This is a genomic window from Enterobacter sp. RIT418, assembly GCF_003057745.1.
Taxonomy (GTDB): domain Bacteria; phylum Pseudomonadota; class Gammaproteobacteria; order Enterobacterales; family Enterobacteriaceae; genus Enterobacter.
The window spans coordinates 145,182-161,711 of the sequence record NZ_QBJD02000008.1 but is presented as its reverse complement, the minus strand read 5'-3'; the positions used below and the strand labels follow the sequence as shown (position 1 = coordinate 161,711).

Here is a 16,530-nt window from a genome sequence, read left to right as displayed (position 1 = left end):
TAACGATTAAAACCGTGAGTCAGACTCACGATCAAATGGGGCGAATACTCTCTTCATCCAGGTCGGCGTCGAAGAACCGACGCAGGGTCTGAATGTTGTTATCCGCAATTATCGACTCGCGCGCCTGCGCGAGCTTCTCTTCATAAATAGCCTGTCGCCACTCCAGCGGCGTTTTAACCGCCGGATTATCATCTTCAATGATAGTCAATTCAACCGGCGCACCGTGTAATGCCGAGAGCGCCTCTGCCAGCGCTTTTTGCGCGCCAGGGGAATTAAGATGCCGCTGGCCCGGGCGCAGATGCAGGCGGATAGTATTCCCCTCCTGCTCTTTCCAGGCGTTCAGCGCGACCTGCTCTACCAGCTTCGGCAAATGTAATTTGCTGACCTCAGCGGCCCAGGCGTCGCGCGCGATAGATTCTTCGGCGAGCTTCGCGGAAAGCTCCGGCGTTTTTTCATGCTCCAGCGCCTTTTTCAGCGCTTTCGGCGTGGCGACCTCTTCCTTCACCGTTTCGATGAGGGTGGTAGCCTTCCAGCGATAAGCCTCTTCTTTCACCGGGGCTTTTTGCTCGAGCGCGGACGGTGCCGGGCGCGACTGGACGCGCTCCGTTACCGAAGCCAGTCGTTCAAGCGCGGCGTTGTTCACCGGCCGCGCTCTTGCAGGCGCTGCCGGTTCACTCTTTTTTGGTTTGGTTACTCCCTGCGCGCGCTGCAGCTGGCTGCGTGCGGCAAGCACCGAACTGGTGGCATCCGACAGCGGCACGTTTTGCTGCGGCGGCGGCGTCGGCTGCGGCGGCACCTGCTGCGGCGACAACACCGCCGTCGGCGCAACCGGGGCAAAGGACTGTCGCGGCACTTCCGGCTCCGGCAGCGGCATCCGCGGATGGAACGCCAGCGCGCGCAGCAGCGTCATTTCAACGCCCATTCTGCGATCCGGCGCGAACGGCAGCTCTTTGCGGCCAATCAGCAGGGTCTGGTAGTACAGCTGAACGTCAGCAGGCGGCACGGTACGGGCCAGCTCGCGCATCCGCTGCTCGATGGACGCCATATCCGCGCCAATGGCCGACGGAGAGAGCTGCAGCATCGCCACGCGGTGCAGCAGGCCAAGCATTTCCACCAGCAGCGATTCCCATTCGACGCCGCGGGCGGCGGCATCGTTCACCAGCGACATCACGCGCTCGCCGTTGGCGGCAATCATCGCCTCAATGAGGGAGAGCGCCTGGTCGTCGTCCAGCGTACCGAGCATGGTGCTAACCGCCTCGGTCGAAAGCTTACCGTCACCGCTGGCGATGGCCTGATCGGTCAGGCTGAGCGCATCGCGCAGGCTGCCGTCCGCCGCGCGCGCCAGCAGCTGCAGGGCGCGAGGCTCGTGGACAATCTTCTCTTCGTCGAGAATATGCTCAAGCTGGGTGCGGATCTGATCGACATCCAGCGCCTTCAGATGGAACTGAAGGCAGCGCGACAGGATCGTGACCGGCAGCTTTTGCGGATCGGTCGTCGCCAGCAGGAATTTCACGTGCGACGGCGGCTCTTCCAGCGTTTTCAGCAGGGCGTTGAAGCTGTGGCGCGACAGCATGTGCACTTCATCGATCAGGTAGACCTTGAAGCGGCCGCGCGCCGGCGCGTACTGCACGTTATCGAGCAGGTCGCGGGTATCTTCCACTTTTGTGCGCGAGGCGGCGTCAATTTCGATCAGGTCGACAAAGCGCCCCTGCTCGATCTCACGGCAGTTGTCGCACACGCCGCACGGCGTCGCGGTGATCCCGGTTTCGCAGTTCAGTCCCTTTGCCAGCAGGCGGGCAATAGACGTTTTACCGACGCCGCGGGTGCCGGAAAAAAGATAGGCGTGATGAATGCGACCTAGCGACAAGCCGTTCGCCAGGGCCGTCAGCACATGCTCCTGACCGACAACGTCAGCAAAGGTTTGTGGTCGCCATTTACGGGCTAACACCTGATAACTCATGGGCAGGCTCTGCAACGCTGGAAGGTGAATTTATGGAGGGGAATGCTATCACAACCTCACCCATTGAGCGAGGTTGTGAAAACCGGGATTAATGACCCGGGAATGGCACCAGGCTGTAGCTGGTAATGCCCTGTTTTTCGAGGCGCTGTTCGCCGCCCAGATCGAACAGGTTGATGATGAAGGCCGCGTCGGTCACTTCACCACCCAGACGACGGATCAGCTTCACGGTCGCTTCGATGGTGCCGCCGGTTGCCAGCAGATCGTCCACCACCAGCACTTTGTCGCCTGGCTTAATGGCATCAACGTGGATTTCCAGCTGATCGGTGCCGTATTCCAGCTCGTAGCTTTCCGCGATAGTTTCGCGCGGCAGCTTGCGCGGTTTACGCACCGGTACAAAACCGACGCCCATCGCCAGCGCAACCGGTGCGCCAAACAGGAAGCCGCGGGCTTCGGTCCCTACGACTTTGGTGATCCCGGCGTTCTTATAACGCTCGACCAGCAGTTCAATGCTGAGCGCGTACGCTTTCGGGTCTTCCAGCAAGCTGGTGACATCACGGAAAAGAATGCCAGGCTTTGGATAGTCCTGGATGCTTTTGATGCTGTTTTTAAGATATTCAAGCTGCTGTGCAGTTGCGGTCATCGGTTTGTGCCTAAATGAAACAGTGTGACTCACGGCGCGCGACGAGTCGGTCAAGGTAACAATTGTTTAACCTTTAACCAGGCGCACCTGTGCTCGAAAACGGTCGAATTTACTGGCTGCGCGCGATAATTGCAACAGCCATGATAAGGCTTCCGTGCTTTTATTGCTTTTCGTCCACGACGGGGATTCGCCACATGAAGAAAAGCAGGCAACTGAGGATAATAAGCAGCAGAATACGCACCCACAGCATGTTCACCAGCCACAGTGAAATCGCGAAGGTCACCAGGATCACCGCAACTGCGCGCGGCTTCGCGCCCGGCGGCATCGCGCGGTGCTTTTGCCAGTGGCGCAGATAGCCGCCGAACCACGAGCGATAGAGCAACCAGTGGTGAAAGCGCGGCGACGAGCGGGCGAAGCACCAGGCCGCCAGCAGGATAAACGGCGTGGTCGGCAGCAGGGGCAACACAACGCCCAGCGTGCCAAGCACTACCGCGAGCCAGCCAATGATGATTAAAATAGTACGCTGCATAATGCGAATCGTTATCAAACTGAACGGCTACTTTACCACTGGAGAGCGTTTTGAAAACAGCCCTGCTTCTGGAAACGCTGCAAAATCAGCTGACCGCGCTGCGCGCGCAGGCCGCACCGCTGATGGGGCACGCCACGCTCAAGCCGCGCTTCGACCGACAGCTTTTTCGCACCCGCAGCACGCGCATTCAGGACTATCTTACCGAAGCGCAAACCCAGCTCGACGCGCTGCGCCATGCGGTAGAGAGCGAGCAGAAAAACCAGGTGGCCTGGCTTGCCGAACACCTCACCGAGCAGCTCACCGCCCTGCACCGCGAGATCATCGCCTGGCCGCTGCGCGCCTGGGACAGCGCCTCACCGGGGCTGGGTAAATGGCAGCGCAAGCGTCTGGAAAACCAGGAGTTTGAGCGCCGGCTGTTTGAAATGAAGCATGAGCGGGAAACGCGGCTAAACGCTGCCGAAACGCTGGAAGAGCAGCAATTACTGATGCGAGAGATTAGCGCCCTGGAAGGACGACTCGTTCGCTGCCGCCAGGCGCTGGATGAGATTGAACGCGTGATTGAACGCCTGACCCGATAACTGGAGCCCTGCATGTCACTGGAAAACGCCCCCGACGAGGTCAAACTGGCCGTCGATTTAATTATGCTGCTGGAGGATCACGCTATTCCGGCAGAGACGGTGCTGAAGGCGCTGGAGATTGTTAGAAAGGATTTTGAGGGTAAATTGCCTTCACCCCTCACCCCGGCCCTCTCCCCTGAGGGGAGAGGGGGAAAAGCGGACGAGTGACAATCATTCAGCCCGCACCAGACTGTTCCCTCTCCCTTCAAGGGAGAGGGTTAGGGTGAGGGTTAGAGTTATCATCACCCTTAATCTCGCGCTTCACTTCCGTGTGCTCATCACCCTTCTCATTGTGCAGGTGAACTTCGAGCTGGTTGAAGGCGATATTAATGTCGTTTTCACGGCACAGGCGATCGATAGCGCGGTTCAGCTCATCGACGGTGTAGCTGCGATCGCGGAGCTCGCGAACGTATAAGCGCAGCTCGTGATCCAGCGTGCTTGCGCCAAAGGTGGTGAAGAACACCGACGGCGCCGGATCGTGCATCACCTTCGGATGGTCGTTCGCCGCTTTCAGCAGGACCTCTTTCACCTTGTCCAGATCGGAACCGTAGGCCACGCCGAGGCGGATCACCACGCGGGTGGTGGTATCCGAGAGCGACCAGTTGATCAGGCGCTCGGTCACGAACGCTTTGTTCGGGATGATCACCTCTTTGCGATCGAAGTCGGTAATGGTGGTCGCGCGAATGCGGATCTTGCTGACGGTCCCGGAGAACGTGCCGATCGTCACGGTATCGCCGATGCGCACAGGACGTTCGAACAGGATGATCAGGCCGGAAACGAAGTTACCGAAGATCTCCTGCAGGCCAAAGCCCAGGCCGACCGACAGCGCGGCGGCCAGCCACTGCAGTTTATCCCACGACACGCCCAGCGATCCAAAGACCGTCATCGCGCCGACGATAATGATCACGTAGTTGAGGATGGTGGTGATCGCGTACGACGCCCCCTGCCGCAGATTCAGGCGAGACAGCACCAGCACTTCCAGCAGGCCGGGCAGGTTGCGGATCAGCGCCCAGGCGACGACCAGCGAAACCAGCGCAAAGAGCAGGCTGCCCATGGTCACGCTTTTCATCACCGTCGCGCCCGCTTCGGTGCCGCTGTACTGCCAGAGCGTAACGCTGTCCAGATAGGCGAACACGGTGATGAGATCGGACCAAATGGCCCAGAACATCACCGCGAACAGCGCTACCATCACCAGCATGGTGATACGCATCGTCTGCTGGTTGACCTGCTCCAGGGCAATGGTCGGCTCTTCCTGCGGCTCGGCCCCTTCGGCGCCCTCTTTCACCTGATGCTGGCGACGGGCAATCGCGCGGCGGTAGGCAATACGGCGCGCCGCCACGCTCAATCCGCGCAGCACGGTCTGGAACAGCAGGTTCCAGATAATCACCAGATAAACGGTTTCAATCCATCGCCCGGCAAGGCGCAGCGTGGTGTAAAAGTAGCCGGTGGCCGTCAGCACCATCAGCGCCAGCGGAATGATCGCCAGCACCGTCACGGTGACCAGCCGTAAATTGTGGGACTCCTTGTCGCGCCAGCTGTCGCGGCACATAGGCCACATCAGCACGGCAATCAGCAGCAGGTTGAGGAAGATGACCAGCTGGCCCAGGACGTCATCCATCAGGTGCAGCGGAGAAAGCTCGGACACCACCGACCAGAAGTGCAGCGGCAGCAGCGCAAGGCTAATGCGCACAATCTGACGACGCCAGTGGCTGGTAAGCTGCTCCGGCATGTTGAAATGACGTACTGCCACGCCGTCTTTTTCCAGCACCTTCCAGCACAGGCCAAACACCAGCCAGAACAGCGCCAGCTTTTTACTGAAGGCCCACAGCAGATCGCTGACGTTGAGCTGCATCGTCAGCAGGATCAGCCCCACGGCGAGGATCAGCAGGCAGACCGGCAAGGCGCGGATAAGATCGATCAGGATCGCTTTCGGCGTATGCAGCTGGCTGTCATTGCGCAGCTGCCCCACTTCGCCCGCCAGCTTCGCCTGGTAGTTTTTCAGCCAGCGCAAGCGCCAGCGGATCAGGCCCGCAATGAGCAGCAGCGGCAATCCGGCGAGGAACGCAATCATCACCGCAGGCCAGGCTTTCTCCCAGTTCACGGTGATTTTCATGCTCTTGATCTGGGATTTCAGCGTCTCAGGGAAGGACTTGATCCAGTCCCAGTCCATCGGCTTGTTGCTGTTTACCCAGAAAATCTGCTGGGTCAAAATCTCCTGCAGGTTTTTGGACACGCTCACCAGCTGCTGCTGGTTAATCTGCAGGTTGATGGCCATCATCAGCTGGTTGCCAAGCTGCTTGTTAAGCTGGTCGAGCAGCTCGCGGCGCATGTCAACCACCTGCAAAAGCGCATCGTGGACTTCCGGATTCACCTCCGCGGAGTGGCCCTCTTCAATTTTGGCGACAAAGGTATCGCTCTGGAAAAGGGTGTCGCGCTGCTGGTTTACGTCAAACTGCTCGAGGCGTAAATCGGCGATGCGGTTGGTCATGTCTTCCAGCTCGTCCGCCGACGGCAGCGTCTGCTGCTGCTGGTAGAGAATGCGCGACAGCAGAAGGCTGCCCTTCAGCACCGCAATTTGTTCCTTAATGTTGCGCTCGGCCTGCAGCGCGCGATCCAGCCAGTTTTTAACCTTGATGTTTTGCTGAACCAGCGAGTTGCCGCTTTCGGTTGCCGTAATCAGCCGCTGGCTGAGCTGGTGGTTAATCTCCAGCTCCTGGCGAACGAGCGGGTTCGCCTGGATGCGGGCGGTTTCGTCCGGCGATACCGCCTCCTGCGCCGTTTTTTCCGTTAGCGTCAGGCGCTTGCTGTTCACCGCTTCCTGCAGCAGCTGCAGCTGGTGCTCCAGGCGGTTAATGTTGGCCGTGACGTAATCACGCTGCTTTTGCAGCGTATCCTGCAGCACCGTATTCCCTTCCAGGCTCTTACGCTGCTGCTCAATTTCAGCATTCAGCAACATCTGCTGCGTTAAAAACAGCGTTTGCTGGGTAGGACGCAACGCCCCTTCGCCAACCTCGGTGCCGTTAAGGCGGTTGCGAATTTGCTGAAGCTGCTGCGAGGCGGCGTACATCGCGTTTTGAACGCGCTCGGGCTGCGTTTGCAGCGAGACAAGCTGGCTGTTGTAGGTCGCGAGATCGGACTGCGCGGTTTGCAAATCGTCAAGCAGTTGCGTCACGCGAGATTCCAGCTGGCGCAGCGAAAGCGACGCGAGCGTTTTACGCGTTTCATCATCGTTATCGACGTCGCTCAGGGCCGCCAGCGCGTCCATCGCCTTGCGCATATTATCGGGCGCCTGCGCGACCTTCTGGCGAAGCTGCGTTGTTTCGGCTTTGACGCGCTCGATTTTATCCAGCGTTTCCAGGGTTTCCGTCAAATCCTGCTGAACAAGTTTTTCCTGAGGAGAAAGGTCTTTCTGCTTGTTAAGGGTGTCCAGCTGCGACTGAACGTCAGCACGCGTTGGGACGTCGCTGGTGTTGTCCGCGCGGGCATACGCAGCGGGTACCGCGACCAGAAGAAACAGCATTGAAAAAATAAATGCAAAAACAGAAGCTTGCGAGCGATTGGAGTGCAGCATAGTCGTGAGTTTGATCTGAGCAGATGACCGAAAATAGTCCGGCGTGCAGAATATCATGCCCGCATGGACCAGAATAGCGGTAACGTGGTCCTCTAAGATAATTCCTGGGAACTCAGACGGCAGGCGTGGAGGATGACGCGCGCAGCGTCGGGCAGAATTGACACATCTCCAGCAGGATTGCGACGTAGCTGCGCGCTTCGGCTTTCAGGTCAAAGGATTGCGGGGCAAACAGCCAGTTTTCCATTATACCGGAAATGTAGCTGCGCATCAGGATCGCCGCGCGGCGCGTCAGCAAATTGGCGGGGAGTAAATTCGCCTGAATACATTGATTTAGCGTATACTCTATGCGGTCATAGCTCTCCAGGCACAGGCTGCGCTGCGCCTGCTGAACCACTGCCATTTCGCCAACGAACTCGCATTTATGAAAAATGATCTCCATCATCAGGCGCCGGCGTTCTTCAACTACCGTTGCTTCAAGGATATATACTAATATCTCTCTTAATACTGAGAGTGGATCGTCAGGGAATTTTGCCCGATACTCATTCTCAAGGTCGCTAATGCTGGATTCTGAAAGCTCCCAGATTTCACTAAACAGATCTGACTTGTCTTTAAAATGCCAGTAAATCGCTCCCCGCGTGACGCCCGCGGCCTGAGCAATCTGCGCCAGCGAGGTTGATGAAACACCTTGCTGTGAGAACAGACGCATTGCCACATCGAGGATGTGTTGCCGGGTTTCCAACGCTTGTTGTTTGGTTTTTCGTGCCATACGTCTGTGAATTTACAGGAGTCAGATTTACATACATTTATGAATGTATGTACCATAGCATGACGATAATATAAACGCAGCAATGGGTTTTTAGACTCAGGACCATTGATCAATTTGAAATCGGACACTCGAGGTTTACATATGAACAAAAACAGAGGGTTAACGCCTCTGGCGGTCGTTCTGATGCTCTCAGGCAGCTTAGCGCTTACAGGATGTGACGACAAACAGGCTCAACAAGGAGCGCAGCAGATGCCGGAAGTGGGCGTCGTGACGCTCAAATCCGAACCTCTCCAGATGACTACCGAATTACCGGGCCGTACCAGCGCTTACCGTATTGCGGAAGTCCGTCCTCAGGTAAGTGGCATTATCCTCAAACGTAACTTCACCGAAGGTGGTGACGTTAAGGCCGGTGAGTCTCTGTATCAGATTGATCCAGCAACCTATCAGGCGTCTTACGAGAGCGCGAAAGGCGATTTAGCGAAGGCCCAGGCCGCAGCGAAAATTGCCCAGGTGACGCTCAATCGTTATCAAAAACTGCTCGGCACCAGGTACATCAGCCAACAGGATTACGATACTGCCATGGCAGATGCACAGCAGGCTAATGCAGCCGTTGTCGCAGCAAAAGCAGCGGTAGAGACGGCGCGTATTAACCTGGCCTACACCAAAGTGACCTCCCCTATCAGCGGTCGCATTGGCAAATCTTCCGTTACGGAAGGTGCGCTGGTGCAGAACGGCCAAACTAACGCGCTGGCCACCGTGCAGCAGCTTGATCCGATCTACGTTGACGTCACGCAGTCCAGCAACGATTTCCTGCGTTTAAAGCAAGAGCTGGCTAACGGCACGCTGAAGCAGGAAAACGGCAAGGCCAAAGTCGAGCTCGTTACCAATGACGGTATCAAGTTCCCGCAGACGGGCACACTGGAATTTTCTGATGTGACGGTCGATCAGACCACCGGGTCTATTACCCTGCGCGCGATTTTCCCGAACCCTGACAAAAATCTGCTGCCGGGCATGTTCGTTCGCGCACGTCTGGAAGAAGGGACGAACCCAACGGCCCTTCTGGTTCCTCAACAGGGTGTGACCCGTACGCCGCGCGGCGATGCGAGCGCGCTGGTTGTCGGTGCTGATGACAAAGTCGAAACGCGCAATATCACCGCAACGCAGGCGATTGGCGACAAGTGGCTGGTTACGGAAGGCCTGAAGGATGGCGATCGCGTCATTATCGAGGGCCTGCAGAAAGTGCGTCCCGGTGCGCAGGTAAAAGTTCAGGAAGTGAAGTCTGACGATAAACAACAAGCCGCAGCTGGTGGTCAGTCAGAACAACCTAAGTCTTAACTTAAACAGGAGCCGTTAAGACATGCCTAATTTCTTTATCGATCGCCCCATATTTGCGTGGGTGATCGCCATTATCATCATGCTAGCCGGGGGACTTGCGATCCTGAAGCTGCCTGTTGCGCAATATCCAACGATTGCGCCACCGGCGGTGACGATCTCCGCAACCTACCCCGGGGCTGATGCCAAAACGGTGCAGGATACCGTTACGCAGGTTATCGAACAGAACATGAACGGTATCGATAACCTGATGTACATGTCCTCCAACAGTGACTCCACCGGTACGGTGCAGATTACGCTGACCTTTGAATCCGGTACTGATGCAGATATCGCGCAGGTTCAGGTGCAGAACAAACTGCAGCTGGCCATGCCGCTTCTGCCGCAGGAAGTCCAGCAGCAGGGCGTGAGCGTTGAGAAATCGTCCAGCAGCTTCCTGATGGTTGTCGGCGTTATCAACACCAACGGCACCATGACGCAGGAGGATATTTCCGACTACGTGGGCGCCAACATGAAGGACGCCATCAGCCGTACGTCAGGCGTGGGTGACGTTCAGCTGTTCGGTTCCCAGTACGCGATGCGTATCTGGATGGACCCCAACAAGCTGAACAACTTCCAGCTGACGCCGGTTGACGTAATCAGCGCCATCAAAGCGCAGAACGCCCAGGTGGCCGCAGGCCAGCTCGGCGGTACGCCGCCGGTGAAAGGCCAGCAGCTTAATGCCTCGATCATCGCGCAAACCCGTCTGACCTCCGCCGATGAGTTCAGCAAAATTCTGCTGAAAGTGAACCAGGACGGTTCTCAGGTTCGCCTGCGCGATGTGGCCAAGGTAGAGCTGGGCGGTGAAAACTACGACGTGATTGCGAAGTTCAACGGCAAGCCGGCCTCCGGCCTGGGTATCAAGCTGGCGACGGGCGCGAACGCGCTGGACACCGCCAACGCAATCCGCGAAGAACTGAAGAAGATGGAACCGTTCTTCCCGTCAGGCCTGAAGATTGTTTACCCGTATGACACCACTCCGTTCGTGAAAATCTCCATTCACGAAGTGGTGAAAACGCTGGTTGAAGCGATCATCCTGGTATTCCTGGTGATGTATCTGTTCCTGCAAAACTTCCGCGCGACGTTGATTCCAACCATCGCCGTACCGGTCGTATTGCTGGGGACGTTTGCGATACTGGCGATATTTGGCTATTCGATAAACACCCTGACGATGTTCGGGATGGTGCTCGCCATCGGCCTGCTGGTGGATGACGCCATCGTCGTGGTTGAGAACGTCGAGCGCGTTATGGCCGAAGAGGGACTGCCGCCGAAGGAAGCAACGCGTAAATCCATGGGCCAGATCCAGGGCGCGCTGGTCGGTATCGCGATGGTACTGTCCGCGGTATTTATCCCGATGGCCTTCTTTGGAGGATCCACCGGTGCGATTTACCGCCAGTTCTCCATCACCATCGTTTCGGCGATGGCGCTCTCTGTACTGGTTGCGCTGATCCTGACGCCAGCCCTGTGTGCCACCATGCTGAAGCCAATTCAGAAAGGCGGTCACGGCGAGCATAAAGGCTTCTTCGGCTGGTTTAACCGCATGTTTGATAAGAGCACGCACCACTACACCGACAGCGTGGGCAACATCCTGCGCAGCACCGGTCGTTACCTGCTGCTGTATATCATCATCGTGGCGGGCATGGCCTTCCTGTTTGTTCGTCTGCCAAGCTCGTTCCTGCCGGATGAAGACCAGGGCGTGTTCCTGAGCATGGCCCAGCTTCCGGCGGGTGCCTCGCAAGAGCGTACCCAGAAAGTGCTGGATGAGATGACCGACTACTACCTCACCAAAGAGAAGGACAACGTTGAATCCGTGTTTGCGGTTAACGGCTTTGGCTTTGCGGGTCGCGGTCAGAACACCGGTATCGCCTTCGTCTCGCTGAAGGACTGGTCTGAACGTCCGGGCAAAGAGAACAAAGTTGAGGCCATCACGGGTCGCGCCATGGGAGCCTTCTCGCAGATTAAAGATGCGATGGTCTTCGCCTTTAACCTGCCGGCGATTGTTGAACTGGGTACCGCGACGGGCTTCGACTTCCAGCTGATCGACCAGGGCGGTCTGGGTCATGAAAAACTGACGCAGGCGCGTAACCAGCTGTTCGGTGAAGTGGCGAAACACCCTGACCTGCTGGTCGGCGTGCGTCCTAACGGCCTGGAAGATACCCCGCAGTACAAGATCGACGTCGATCAGGAAAAAGCGCAGGCGCTGGGCGTGTCCATTAGCGACATCAACACCACGCTGGGCGCGGCCTGGGGCGGCAGCTACGTCAACGACTTCATCGACCGCGGTCGCGTGAAGAAAGTGTACGTGATGTCCGAAGCGGAATACCGCATGTTGCCGAACGATATTAACAACTGGTACGTCCGCGGCAGCAACGGTCAGATGGTTCCGTTCTCCGCCTTCTCAACCTCGCATTGGGAATACGGTTCACCGCGTCTTGAACGTTACAACGGCCTGCCGTCCATGGAAATCCTGGGCCAGGCAGCTGAAGGCAGAAGTACCGGTGAAGCGATGGCGATGATGGAGCAATTGGCCAGCAAGCTGCCAGCGGGTATCGGCTACGACTGGACGGGCATGTCCTACCAGGAACGTCTGTCCGGTAACCAGGCCCCTGCCCTGTACGCCATTTCACTGATCGTGGTGTTCCTGTGCCTGGCGGCGCTGTACGAGAGCTGGTCGATTCCGTTCTCCGTTATGCTGGTTGTTCCGCTGGGCGTTATCGGCGCGCTGCTGGCCGCAACCTTCCGCGGCCTGACGAACGACGTGTACTTCCAGGTGGGCCTGCTCACAACCATTGGCCTGTCGGCGAAGAACGCGATACTGATCGTTGAATTCGCCAAGGACCTGATGGAGAAAGAGGGCAAAGGGCTGATTGAGGCAACGCTTGAAGCGGTACGTATGCGTCTGCGCCCAATCCTGATGACCTCCCTGGCGTTTATCCTCGGGGTTATGCCGCTGGTTATTAGCTCCGGCGCGGGCTCCGGTGCGCAGAACGCCGTAGGTACAGGCGTAATGGGCGGTATGGTTACAGCGACTGTTCTCGCCATCTTCTTCGTACCGGTGTTCTTCGTGGTGGTTCGCCGCCGCTTCAGCCGCAAGAATGAAGACGTTGAGCACAGCCATTCAGTAGAACATCACTGATACCGGTTTCACATCCTAAAAAGGCCGCATTAGCGGCCTTTTTTACATCAATAAAAAATCATAAAATAGGCTTATTGTTCCTTCATTTATTTTTATGGTGCTATTAGGCACATCATAATTAATGAATAACGCGTTCATCTTTTTTTCAATTTTTTAATTATAAAGTCGCCTGTAAAACATTAGGAATATTCCTGGTGGTTAGAGCGTCACATGCAAACGCTTCAACTGAAAGTGCGTGCTAACGTAATGAAACATAAGGAAGCCTCCATCTTCACGCGTTTAAATTTGAGAGGCGGACTTGCCGGAGGCTAACATTTGCGTAGCCGCTCGCAGCCTCGTGCTTTAATTGTAATTTTTCGTAATAGCGCGGTGAAATCTTGATCAGAGTGACATATAGTTAGAGGTATCAGGAACACAGCACCCATGTAGTTAAGTATGTGGTATCCATCCCGACGTTGATGCTCGGTGAGTAAGAAATCACTCAAAAGGGGATGCGCTATGGACGAGTACTCGCCAAAAAGGCATGATATCGCGCAGTTGAAATTTCTCTGCGAATCCTTGTACCATGACTGCCTTGCCAATCTTGATGAAAGCAACCATGGCTGGGTAAACGATCCAACCTCAGCTATCAATTTACAGCTCAATGAACTGATCGAGCATATCGCGACCTTCGCACTTAATTATAAAATTAAGTACAATGACGATAATAAATTGATTGAGCAAATTGATGAATATCTGGACGACACCTTTATGTTGTTCAGCAGCTACGGCATTAATGCACAGGATTTACAGAAATGGCGAAAGTCCGGGAACAGACTATTCCGCTGTTTCATCAATGTGAGCAGAGCTAACCCTGTTAGCCTTTCCTGTTAAAATTATTACAATTATTAAGGTGAATTTATGTCTGATAAACCACTCACAAAAGTCGATTATTTGATGCGCTTACGACGCTGTCAGTCAATTGACACACTCGAGCGCGTCATTGAAAAAAATAAATACGAGCTCTCTGACAATGAACTGGCTGTATTTTATTCAGCCGCTGACCACCGCCTTGCCGAGTTAACAATGAATAAGCTGTATGACAAGATACCGTCTTCTGTGTGGAAATTTGTACGTTAAATACTGAACTGTGGCTGTAGAGTCTCTACGTCGCACTGTGTAGCAGAATTAACCTTTCGAGTGATCCCTCCTGGATGAAAGACGGGCCCCCTTGGCAGAGTGCTTTGCGACAATAAAGTTGTGATTATCGTCACACCCATATTTTGGGAACGTTCCCTTTTCGGTATCCCTCCGTTACTCTGCTGAGATAATGGACACCACTGGAGAGGTTACAATGAGTATTGAAAAGCAAAAGATGATTGCCGGGGAACCCTATCGCCCCGGTGATGAGACGTTACGAACCGACCGCATGCGCGCTCGCCATCTGATTCACCGCTACAACCACACCGCTCCCGATGAAAAAGCCGAACGCAAGGAACTGCTGACCGCTCTGCTGGGACGCGCTGAAGGCGCTTATATTGAACCGAGCTTCCGCTGCGATTACGGCTACAACATTTTTCTCGGAAAAGATTTTTACGCCAACTTCGACTGCGTGATGCTGGACGTCTGCCCTATTCACATTGGGGATAACTGCATGCTCGCGCCGGGCGTGCACATCTATACGGCAACCCATCCGCTGGACGCGGTTGAGCGAAACAGCGGCGTAGAGTTTGGCAAGCCCGTGACTATCGGCAACAACGTCTGGATCGGCGGTCGCGCGGTGATTAATCCGGGCGTCACTATCGGTGACAACGTGGTGATTGCGTCAGGCGCCGTTGTCACGAAAGACGTTCCGGCTAACGCGGTTGTGGGCGGCAACCCGGCGAAGGTGATTAAGATGCTTGAGGGCTAGCGCGCATCTGTTATGGTCTTTCAGCTAAGAACTGTTACTTTTTCAGGCTGAACCGCTCCTCTAAAATGGGCAGATCCCCTGTATTTTCACGATTCATGAAGGCAAAAAATGACAGAGATACAGCGCCTGCTCACTGTAACCATCGACGACCTGAATACCCGCGAAAAGCGCGATAATCGCCCGCGCTTTAGCATCAGCTTTATCCGTAAACATCCGGGCCTGTTTATCGCCATGTACGCCGCCTGGCTGGCAACGCTGATTGTCATGCTCAAATCCGAAACCCTGGTGGACTCGGTCTGGCTTCTGGTCGTGCTGTTCGTGGTGTTTAACGCCTTTTTCTTTTTCGACGTTAATCCGCGCTACCGCTATGAAGATATCGACGTGCTTGATTTTCGCGTTTGCTATAACGGCGAGTGGTACAACACCCGCTTTGTACCCGCAGAGCTGATTCACAGCATCATGAGCTCTCCTGCGGTTGACCCCGGACAGAAAGAGAAGCTGCAGAAAATGCTCACAACCAAGGGCGAGCTTTCGTTTTATGACGTCTTTACGCTTTCCCGCCCGTCTGTTGCCCAATCAAATGCTGTAAGCGTCGGATAGCCGGCGCAAACTGTGACGCAGAGGTATTACCGTATCCGATAACCAGCCCGGTTTGCCCCTGCTTCGCATCGAGGTAGTACCCGCTCAGCGCAGCGGGCGCCAGCTGAAAAGCCCGCGCCCGCTGAACAACAGCCACATCGTCAATCCCGTCAATCGCCACCGTCAGGTGCATTCCGCCCTCTCCCGCCAGCACGCGATGCGCCACGTGAAGCTCTGTATCGATCGCCTCACGCAGCTGCCGATAGCGCTTGCGATAGAGCCGACGCATCGCGGCAAGGTGGCGCGCGTAGTGCCCCTCTTCAATAAACCGCGCCAGGGTCCGCTGCTCGGCGCGATGGCCGCCCCGCAGCAGCGCGCCGATGGCCGGACGCGCGGCGTTCGCCAGCGCAGGAGGAAGCACCATAAAGCCGATCCGCAGGGAGGGAAACAGCGTTTTACTGAATGTGCCGAGATAGACCACGGGCGCATTTTTCACCATCCCGAGCATGGCGGGCACGGGCTCGCCGGAATAGCGAAACTCGCTGTCGTAGTCATCCTCAATAATCCATGCGCCGTGCCGCTGGGCCAGCGCCAGCAGCGCCAGATGGCGGCGCGCGCTGAGCACGCTGCCGTAGGGAAACTGGTGCGAGGGTGAAGTGAAAATCAGCGCGGGAGGAGGAAGCGTTAATCCCTCCCAGCACATCCCCTCTTCATCGACAGGGATACCGGCCATCGCCAGCTCCGCTATGGCAAAGGCGCTTTTGGCTCCGGCATATCCCGGGTTTTCTACCCACGCCACGTCGCCGGGCTCGCTCAGCAGCTGGGTACACAGGTTAACGCCCTCAAGCGCGCCCTCGGTGATGATGACCTGACCCGCATCGCAATCAATTCCGCGCGACAGCGCCAGGTGGCGGGCAATGGCCTCACGCAGGAGCGGTTCCCCTGCCGGATCGCCATAACCCAGCAGCGCGCTTCCCTCCTCGCGCAGCACGCGGTCATACAAGCGCCGCCAGAGCGGCAGCGGAAAGTAGTTAATCGCCGGCGTGCCGGGCGTCAGCGCAGGCACCGGCGTTCCCCTCGGCGTGGGGCCCGGGAGCCGGGCCACGCGTTTGGCAAGCGTCACGGCAGGCTCTGGCAGCGCCCGATCGGGAGCACGATAAACCTGCGCGGCCACCCGCGTGCCCCGTCTGCTTCGGCGTAGATACCCTTCAAGCGTCAGTTGCTCAAGCGCGGCATTCACGGTATTGCGTGAAAGGGAAAGCTGTTGCGCGATGACGCGCGAGCCCGGCAGGCGGCTTTCGGCCTGAAGCCTGCCGCACAGGATCGCCTCCCGCAGCGCGTGATAAAGCGCTCGTTGCAGGGTTTCAGCGCCGCGATGGGCAAGCGCAGCGTGTATCAAGGTATAAAAGTCATCGCTGGGTATATTCATTTTTCTCTCCGTGGTACCACCAGAACATACGCCGGTGGTGCTTT

Annotated in this window: 14 protein-coding genes and 1 other annotated feature; of the genes, 8 read left to right on the top strand and 6 right to left on the bottom strand. The window is 56.6% G+C overall.

Annotation, left to right across the window (positions count from 1 at the left end; translation table 11 throughout):
- Nucleotides 1–31 precede the first annotated feature (31 nt).
- The 3 genes from dnaX to DBY73_RS11625 all read right to left on the bottom strand — a co-directional run bounded on the left by dnaX (nucleotide 32) and on the right by DBY73_RS11625 (nucleotide 3,129).
- Nucleotides 32–1,960 carry a DNA polymerase III subunit gamma/tau gene (gene dnaX / locus DBY73_RS11640; RefSeq protein ID WP_112011293.1) on the bottom strand — a complete coding sequence of 643 codons (1,929 nt, stop codon included), beginning with the start codon at nucleotides 1,958–1,960 and terminating at the stop codon, nucleotides 32–34.
- Nucleotides 638–702, bottom strand: a sequence feature (DnaX frameshifting element). (Overlaps the previous gene by 65 nt.)
- A gap of 88 nt (nucleotides 1,961–2,048) precedes the next feature.
- Nucleotides 2,049–2,600: an adenine phosphoribosyltransferase gene (gene apt, locus DBY73_RS11635; protein ID WP_000127359.1), complete on the bottom strand. Its 552-nt coding sequence runs from the start codon at nucleotides 2,598–2,600 to the stop codon at nucleotides 2,049–2,051.
- Nucleotides 2,601–2,760: 160 nt separating this feature from the next.
- Complete coding sequence (locus DBY73_RS11625) at nucleotides 2,761–3,129, bottom strand: DUF454 family protein (protein WP_112011292.1); 369 nt, start codon at nucleotides 3,127–3,129, stop codon at nucleotides 2,761–2,763.
- Nucleotides 3,130–3,179: 50 nt separating this feature from the next.
- Here DBY73_RS11625 and priC point away from each other — a divergent pair, with 50 nt between their 5' ends.
- Both priC and rsmS read left to right on the top strand, forming a co-directional pair.
- Nucleotides 3,180–3,707 carry a primosomal replication protein N'' gene (gene priC, locus DBY73_RS11620; RefSeq protein WP_112011291.1) on the top strand — a complete coding sequence of 176 codons (528 nt, stop codon included), beginning with the start codon at nucleotides 3,180–3,182 and terminating at the stop codon, nucleotides 3,705–3,707.
- 12 nt (nucleotides 3,708–3,719) lie between these two features.
- Complete coding sequence (rsmS, locus tag DBY73_RS11615) at nucleotides 3,720–3,914, top strand: pleiotropic regulatory protein RsmS (RefSeq protein WP_112011290.1); 195 nt, start codon at nucleotides 3,720–3,722, stop codon at nucleotides 3,912–3,914.
- Between the two features lie 37 nt (nucleotides 3,915–3,951).
- Here rsmS and mscK read toward each other — a convergent pair whose 3' ends face one another.
- Nucleotides 3,952–7,317 (bottom strand): mechanosensitive channel MscK, encoded by a 3,366-nt coding sequence (gene mscK, locus DBY73_RS11610; RefSeq protein WP_112011289.1) that lies wholly within the window; start codon nucleotides 7,315–7,317, stop codon nucleotides 3,952–3,954.
- Nucleotides 7,318–7,429: 112 nt separating this feature from the next.
- Complete coding sequence (gene acrR / locus DBY73_RS11605) at nucleotides 7,430–8,083, bottom strand: multidrug efflux transporter transcriptional repressor AcrR (protein ID WP_112011288.1); 654 nt, start codon at nucleotides 8,081–8,083, stop codon at nucleotides 7,430–7,432.
- Between the two features lie 141 nt (nucleotides 8,084–8,224).
- Between acrR and acrA the strand changes: the two genes are divergently transcribed.
- The 6 genes from acrA (at nucleotide 8,225) to DBY73_RS11575 (ending at nucleotide 15,078) form a co-directional block, all read left to right on the top strand.
- Nucleotides 8,225–9,418, top strand: coding sequence for a multidrug efflux RND transporter periplasmic adaptor subunit AcrA (gene acrA / locus DBY73_RS11600; RefSeq protein ID WP_112011287.1), 1,194 nt, complete (start codon nucleotides 8,225–8,227; stop codon nucleotides 9,416–9,418).
- A 22-nt stretch (nucleotides 9,419–9,440) separates the two neighbouring features.
- Nucleotides 9,441–12,587, top strand: a complete 3,147-nt coding sequence (gene acrB, locus DBY73_RS11595; RefSeq protein ID WP_112011286.1) for a multidrug efflux RND transporter permease subunit AcrB — start codon at nucleotides 9,441–9,443, stop codon at nucleotides 12,585–12,587.
- A 498-nt stretch (nucleotides 12,588–13,085) separates the two neighbouring features.
- Nucleotides 13,086–13,460, top strand: coding sequence for an Hha toxicity modulator TomB (gene tomB, locus DBY73_RS11590; RefSeq protein ID WP_112011285.1), 375 nt, complete (start codon nucleotides 13,086–13,088; stop codon nucleotides 13,458–13,460).
- Between the two features lie 27 nt (nucleotides 13,461–13,487).
- Nucleotides 13,488–13,706: an HHA domain-containing protein gene (locus DBY73_RS11585; protein ID WP_015571250.1), complete on the top strand. Its 219-nt coding sequence runs from the start codon at nucleotides 13,488–13,490 to the stop codon at nucleotides 13,704–13,706.
- Nucleotides 13,707–13,920: 214 nt separating this feature from the next.
- Nucleotides 13,921–14,478: a maltose O-acetyltransferase gene (gene maa / locus DBY73_RS11580; protein WP_112011284.1), complete on the top strand. Its 558-nt coding sequence runs from the start codon at nucleotides 13,921–13,923 to the stop codon at nucleotides 14,476–14,478.
- A gap of 108 nt (nucleotides 14,479–14,586) precedes the next feature.
- Nucleotides 14,587–15,078: a YlaC family protein gene (locus tag DBY73_RS11575; RefSeq protein WP_112011283.1), complete on the top strand. Its 492-nt coding sequence runs from the start codon at nucleotides 14,587–14,589 to the stop codon at nucleotides 15,076–15,078.
- Here the strand turns inward: DBY73_RS11575 and DBY73_RS11570 are convergent.
- A complete protein-coding gene (locus tag DBY73_RS11570; RefSeq protein ID WP_112011282.1) occupies nucleotides 15,026–16,486 on the bottom strand; it encodes a PLP-dependent aminotransferase family protein in 1,461 nt (486 codons plus the stop codon). The genes DBY73_RS11575 and DBY73_RS11570 overlap by 53 nt on opposite strands.
- Nucleotides 16,487–16,530: the final 44 nt, after the last annotated feature.

What these genes read in the sequence shown, in the direction of transcription:
- dnaX (WP_112011293.1), bottom strand. Translation starts at nt 1,960, where the DNA reads ATGAGTTATCAGGTGTTAGCCCGTAAATGGCGACCACAAACCTTTGCT.
- apt (WP_000127359.1), bottom strand. Translation starts at nt 2,600, where the DNA reads ATGACCGCAACTGCACAGCAGCTTGAATATCTTAAAAACAGCATCAAA.
- DBY73_RS11625 (WP_112011292.1), bottom strand. Translation starts at nt 3,129, where the DNA reads ATGCAGCGTACTATTTTAATCATCATTGGCTGGCTCGCGGTAGTGCTT.
- rsmS (WP_112011290.1), top strand. Translation starts at nt 3,720, where the DNA reads ATGTCACTGGAAAACGCCCCCGACGAGGTCAAACTGGCCGTCGATTTA.
- mscK (WP_112011289.1), bottom strand. Translation starts at nt 7,317, where the DNA reads ATGCTGCACTCCAATCGCTCGCAAGCTTCTGTTTTTGCATTTATTTTT.
- acrR (WP_112011288.1), bottom strand. Translation starts at nt 8,083, where the DNA reads ATGGCACGAAAAACCAAACAACAAGCGTTGGAAACCCGGCAACACATC.
- acrA (WP_112011287.1), top strand. Translation starts at nt 8,225, where the DNA reads ATGAACAAAAACAGAGGGTTAACGCCTCTGGCGGTCGTTCTGATGCTC.
- acrB (WP_112011286.1), top strand. Translation starts at nt 9,441, where the DNA reads ATGCCTAATTTCTTTATCGATCGCCCCATATTTGCGTGGGTGATCGCC.
- tomB (WP_112011285.1), top strand. Translation starts at nt 13,086, where the DNA reads ATGGACGAGTACTCGCCAAAAAGGCATGATATCGCGCAGTTGAAATTT.
- DBY73_RS11585 (WP_015571250.1), top strand. Translation starts at nt 13,488, where the DNA reads ATGTCTGATAAACCACTCACAAAAGTCGATTATTTGATGCGCTTACGA.
- maa (WP_112011284.1), top strand. Translation starts at nt 13,921, where the DNA reads ATGAGTATTGAAAAGCAAAAGATGATTGCCGGGGAACCCTATCGCCCC.
- DBY73_RS11575 (WP_112011283.1), top strand. Translation starts at nt 14,587, where the DNA reads ATGACAGAGATACAGCGCCTGCTCACTGTAACCATCGACGACCTGAAT.
- DBY73_RS11570 (WP_112011282.1), bottom strand. Translation starts at nt 16,486, where the DNA reads ATGAATATACCCAGCGATGACTTTTATACCTTGATACACGCTGCGCTT.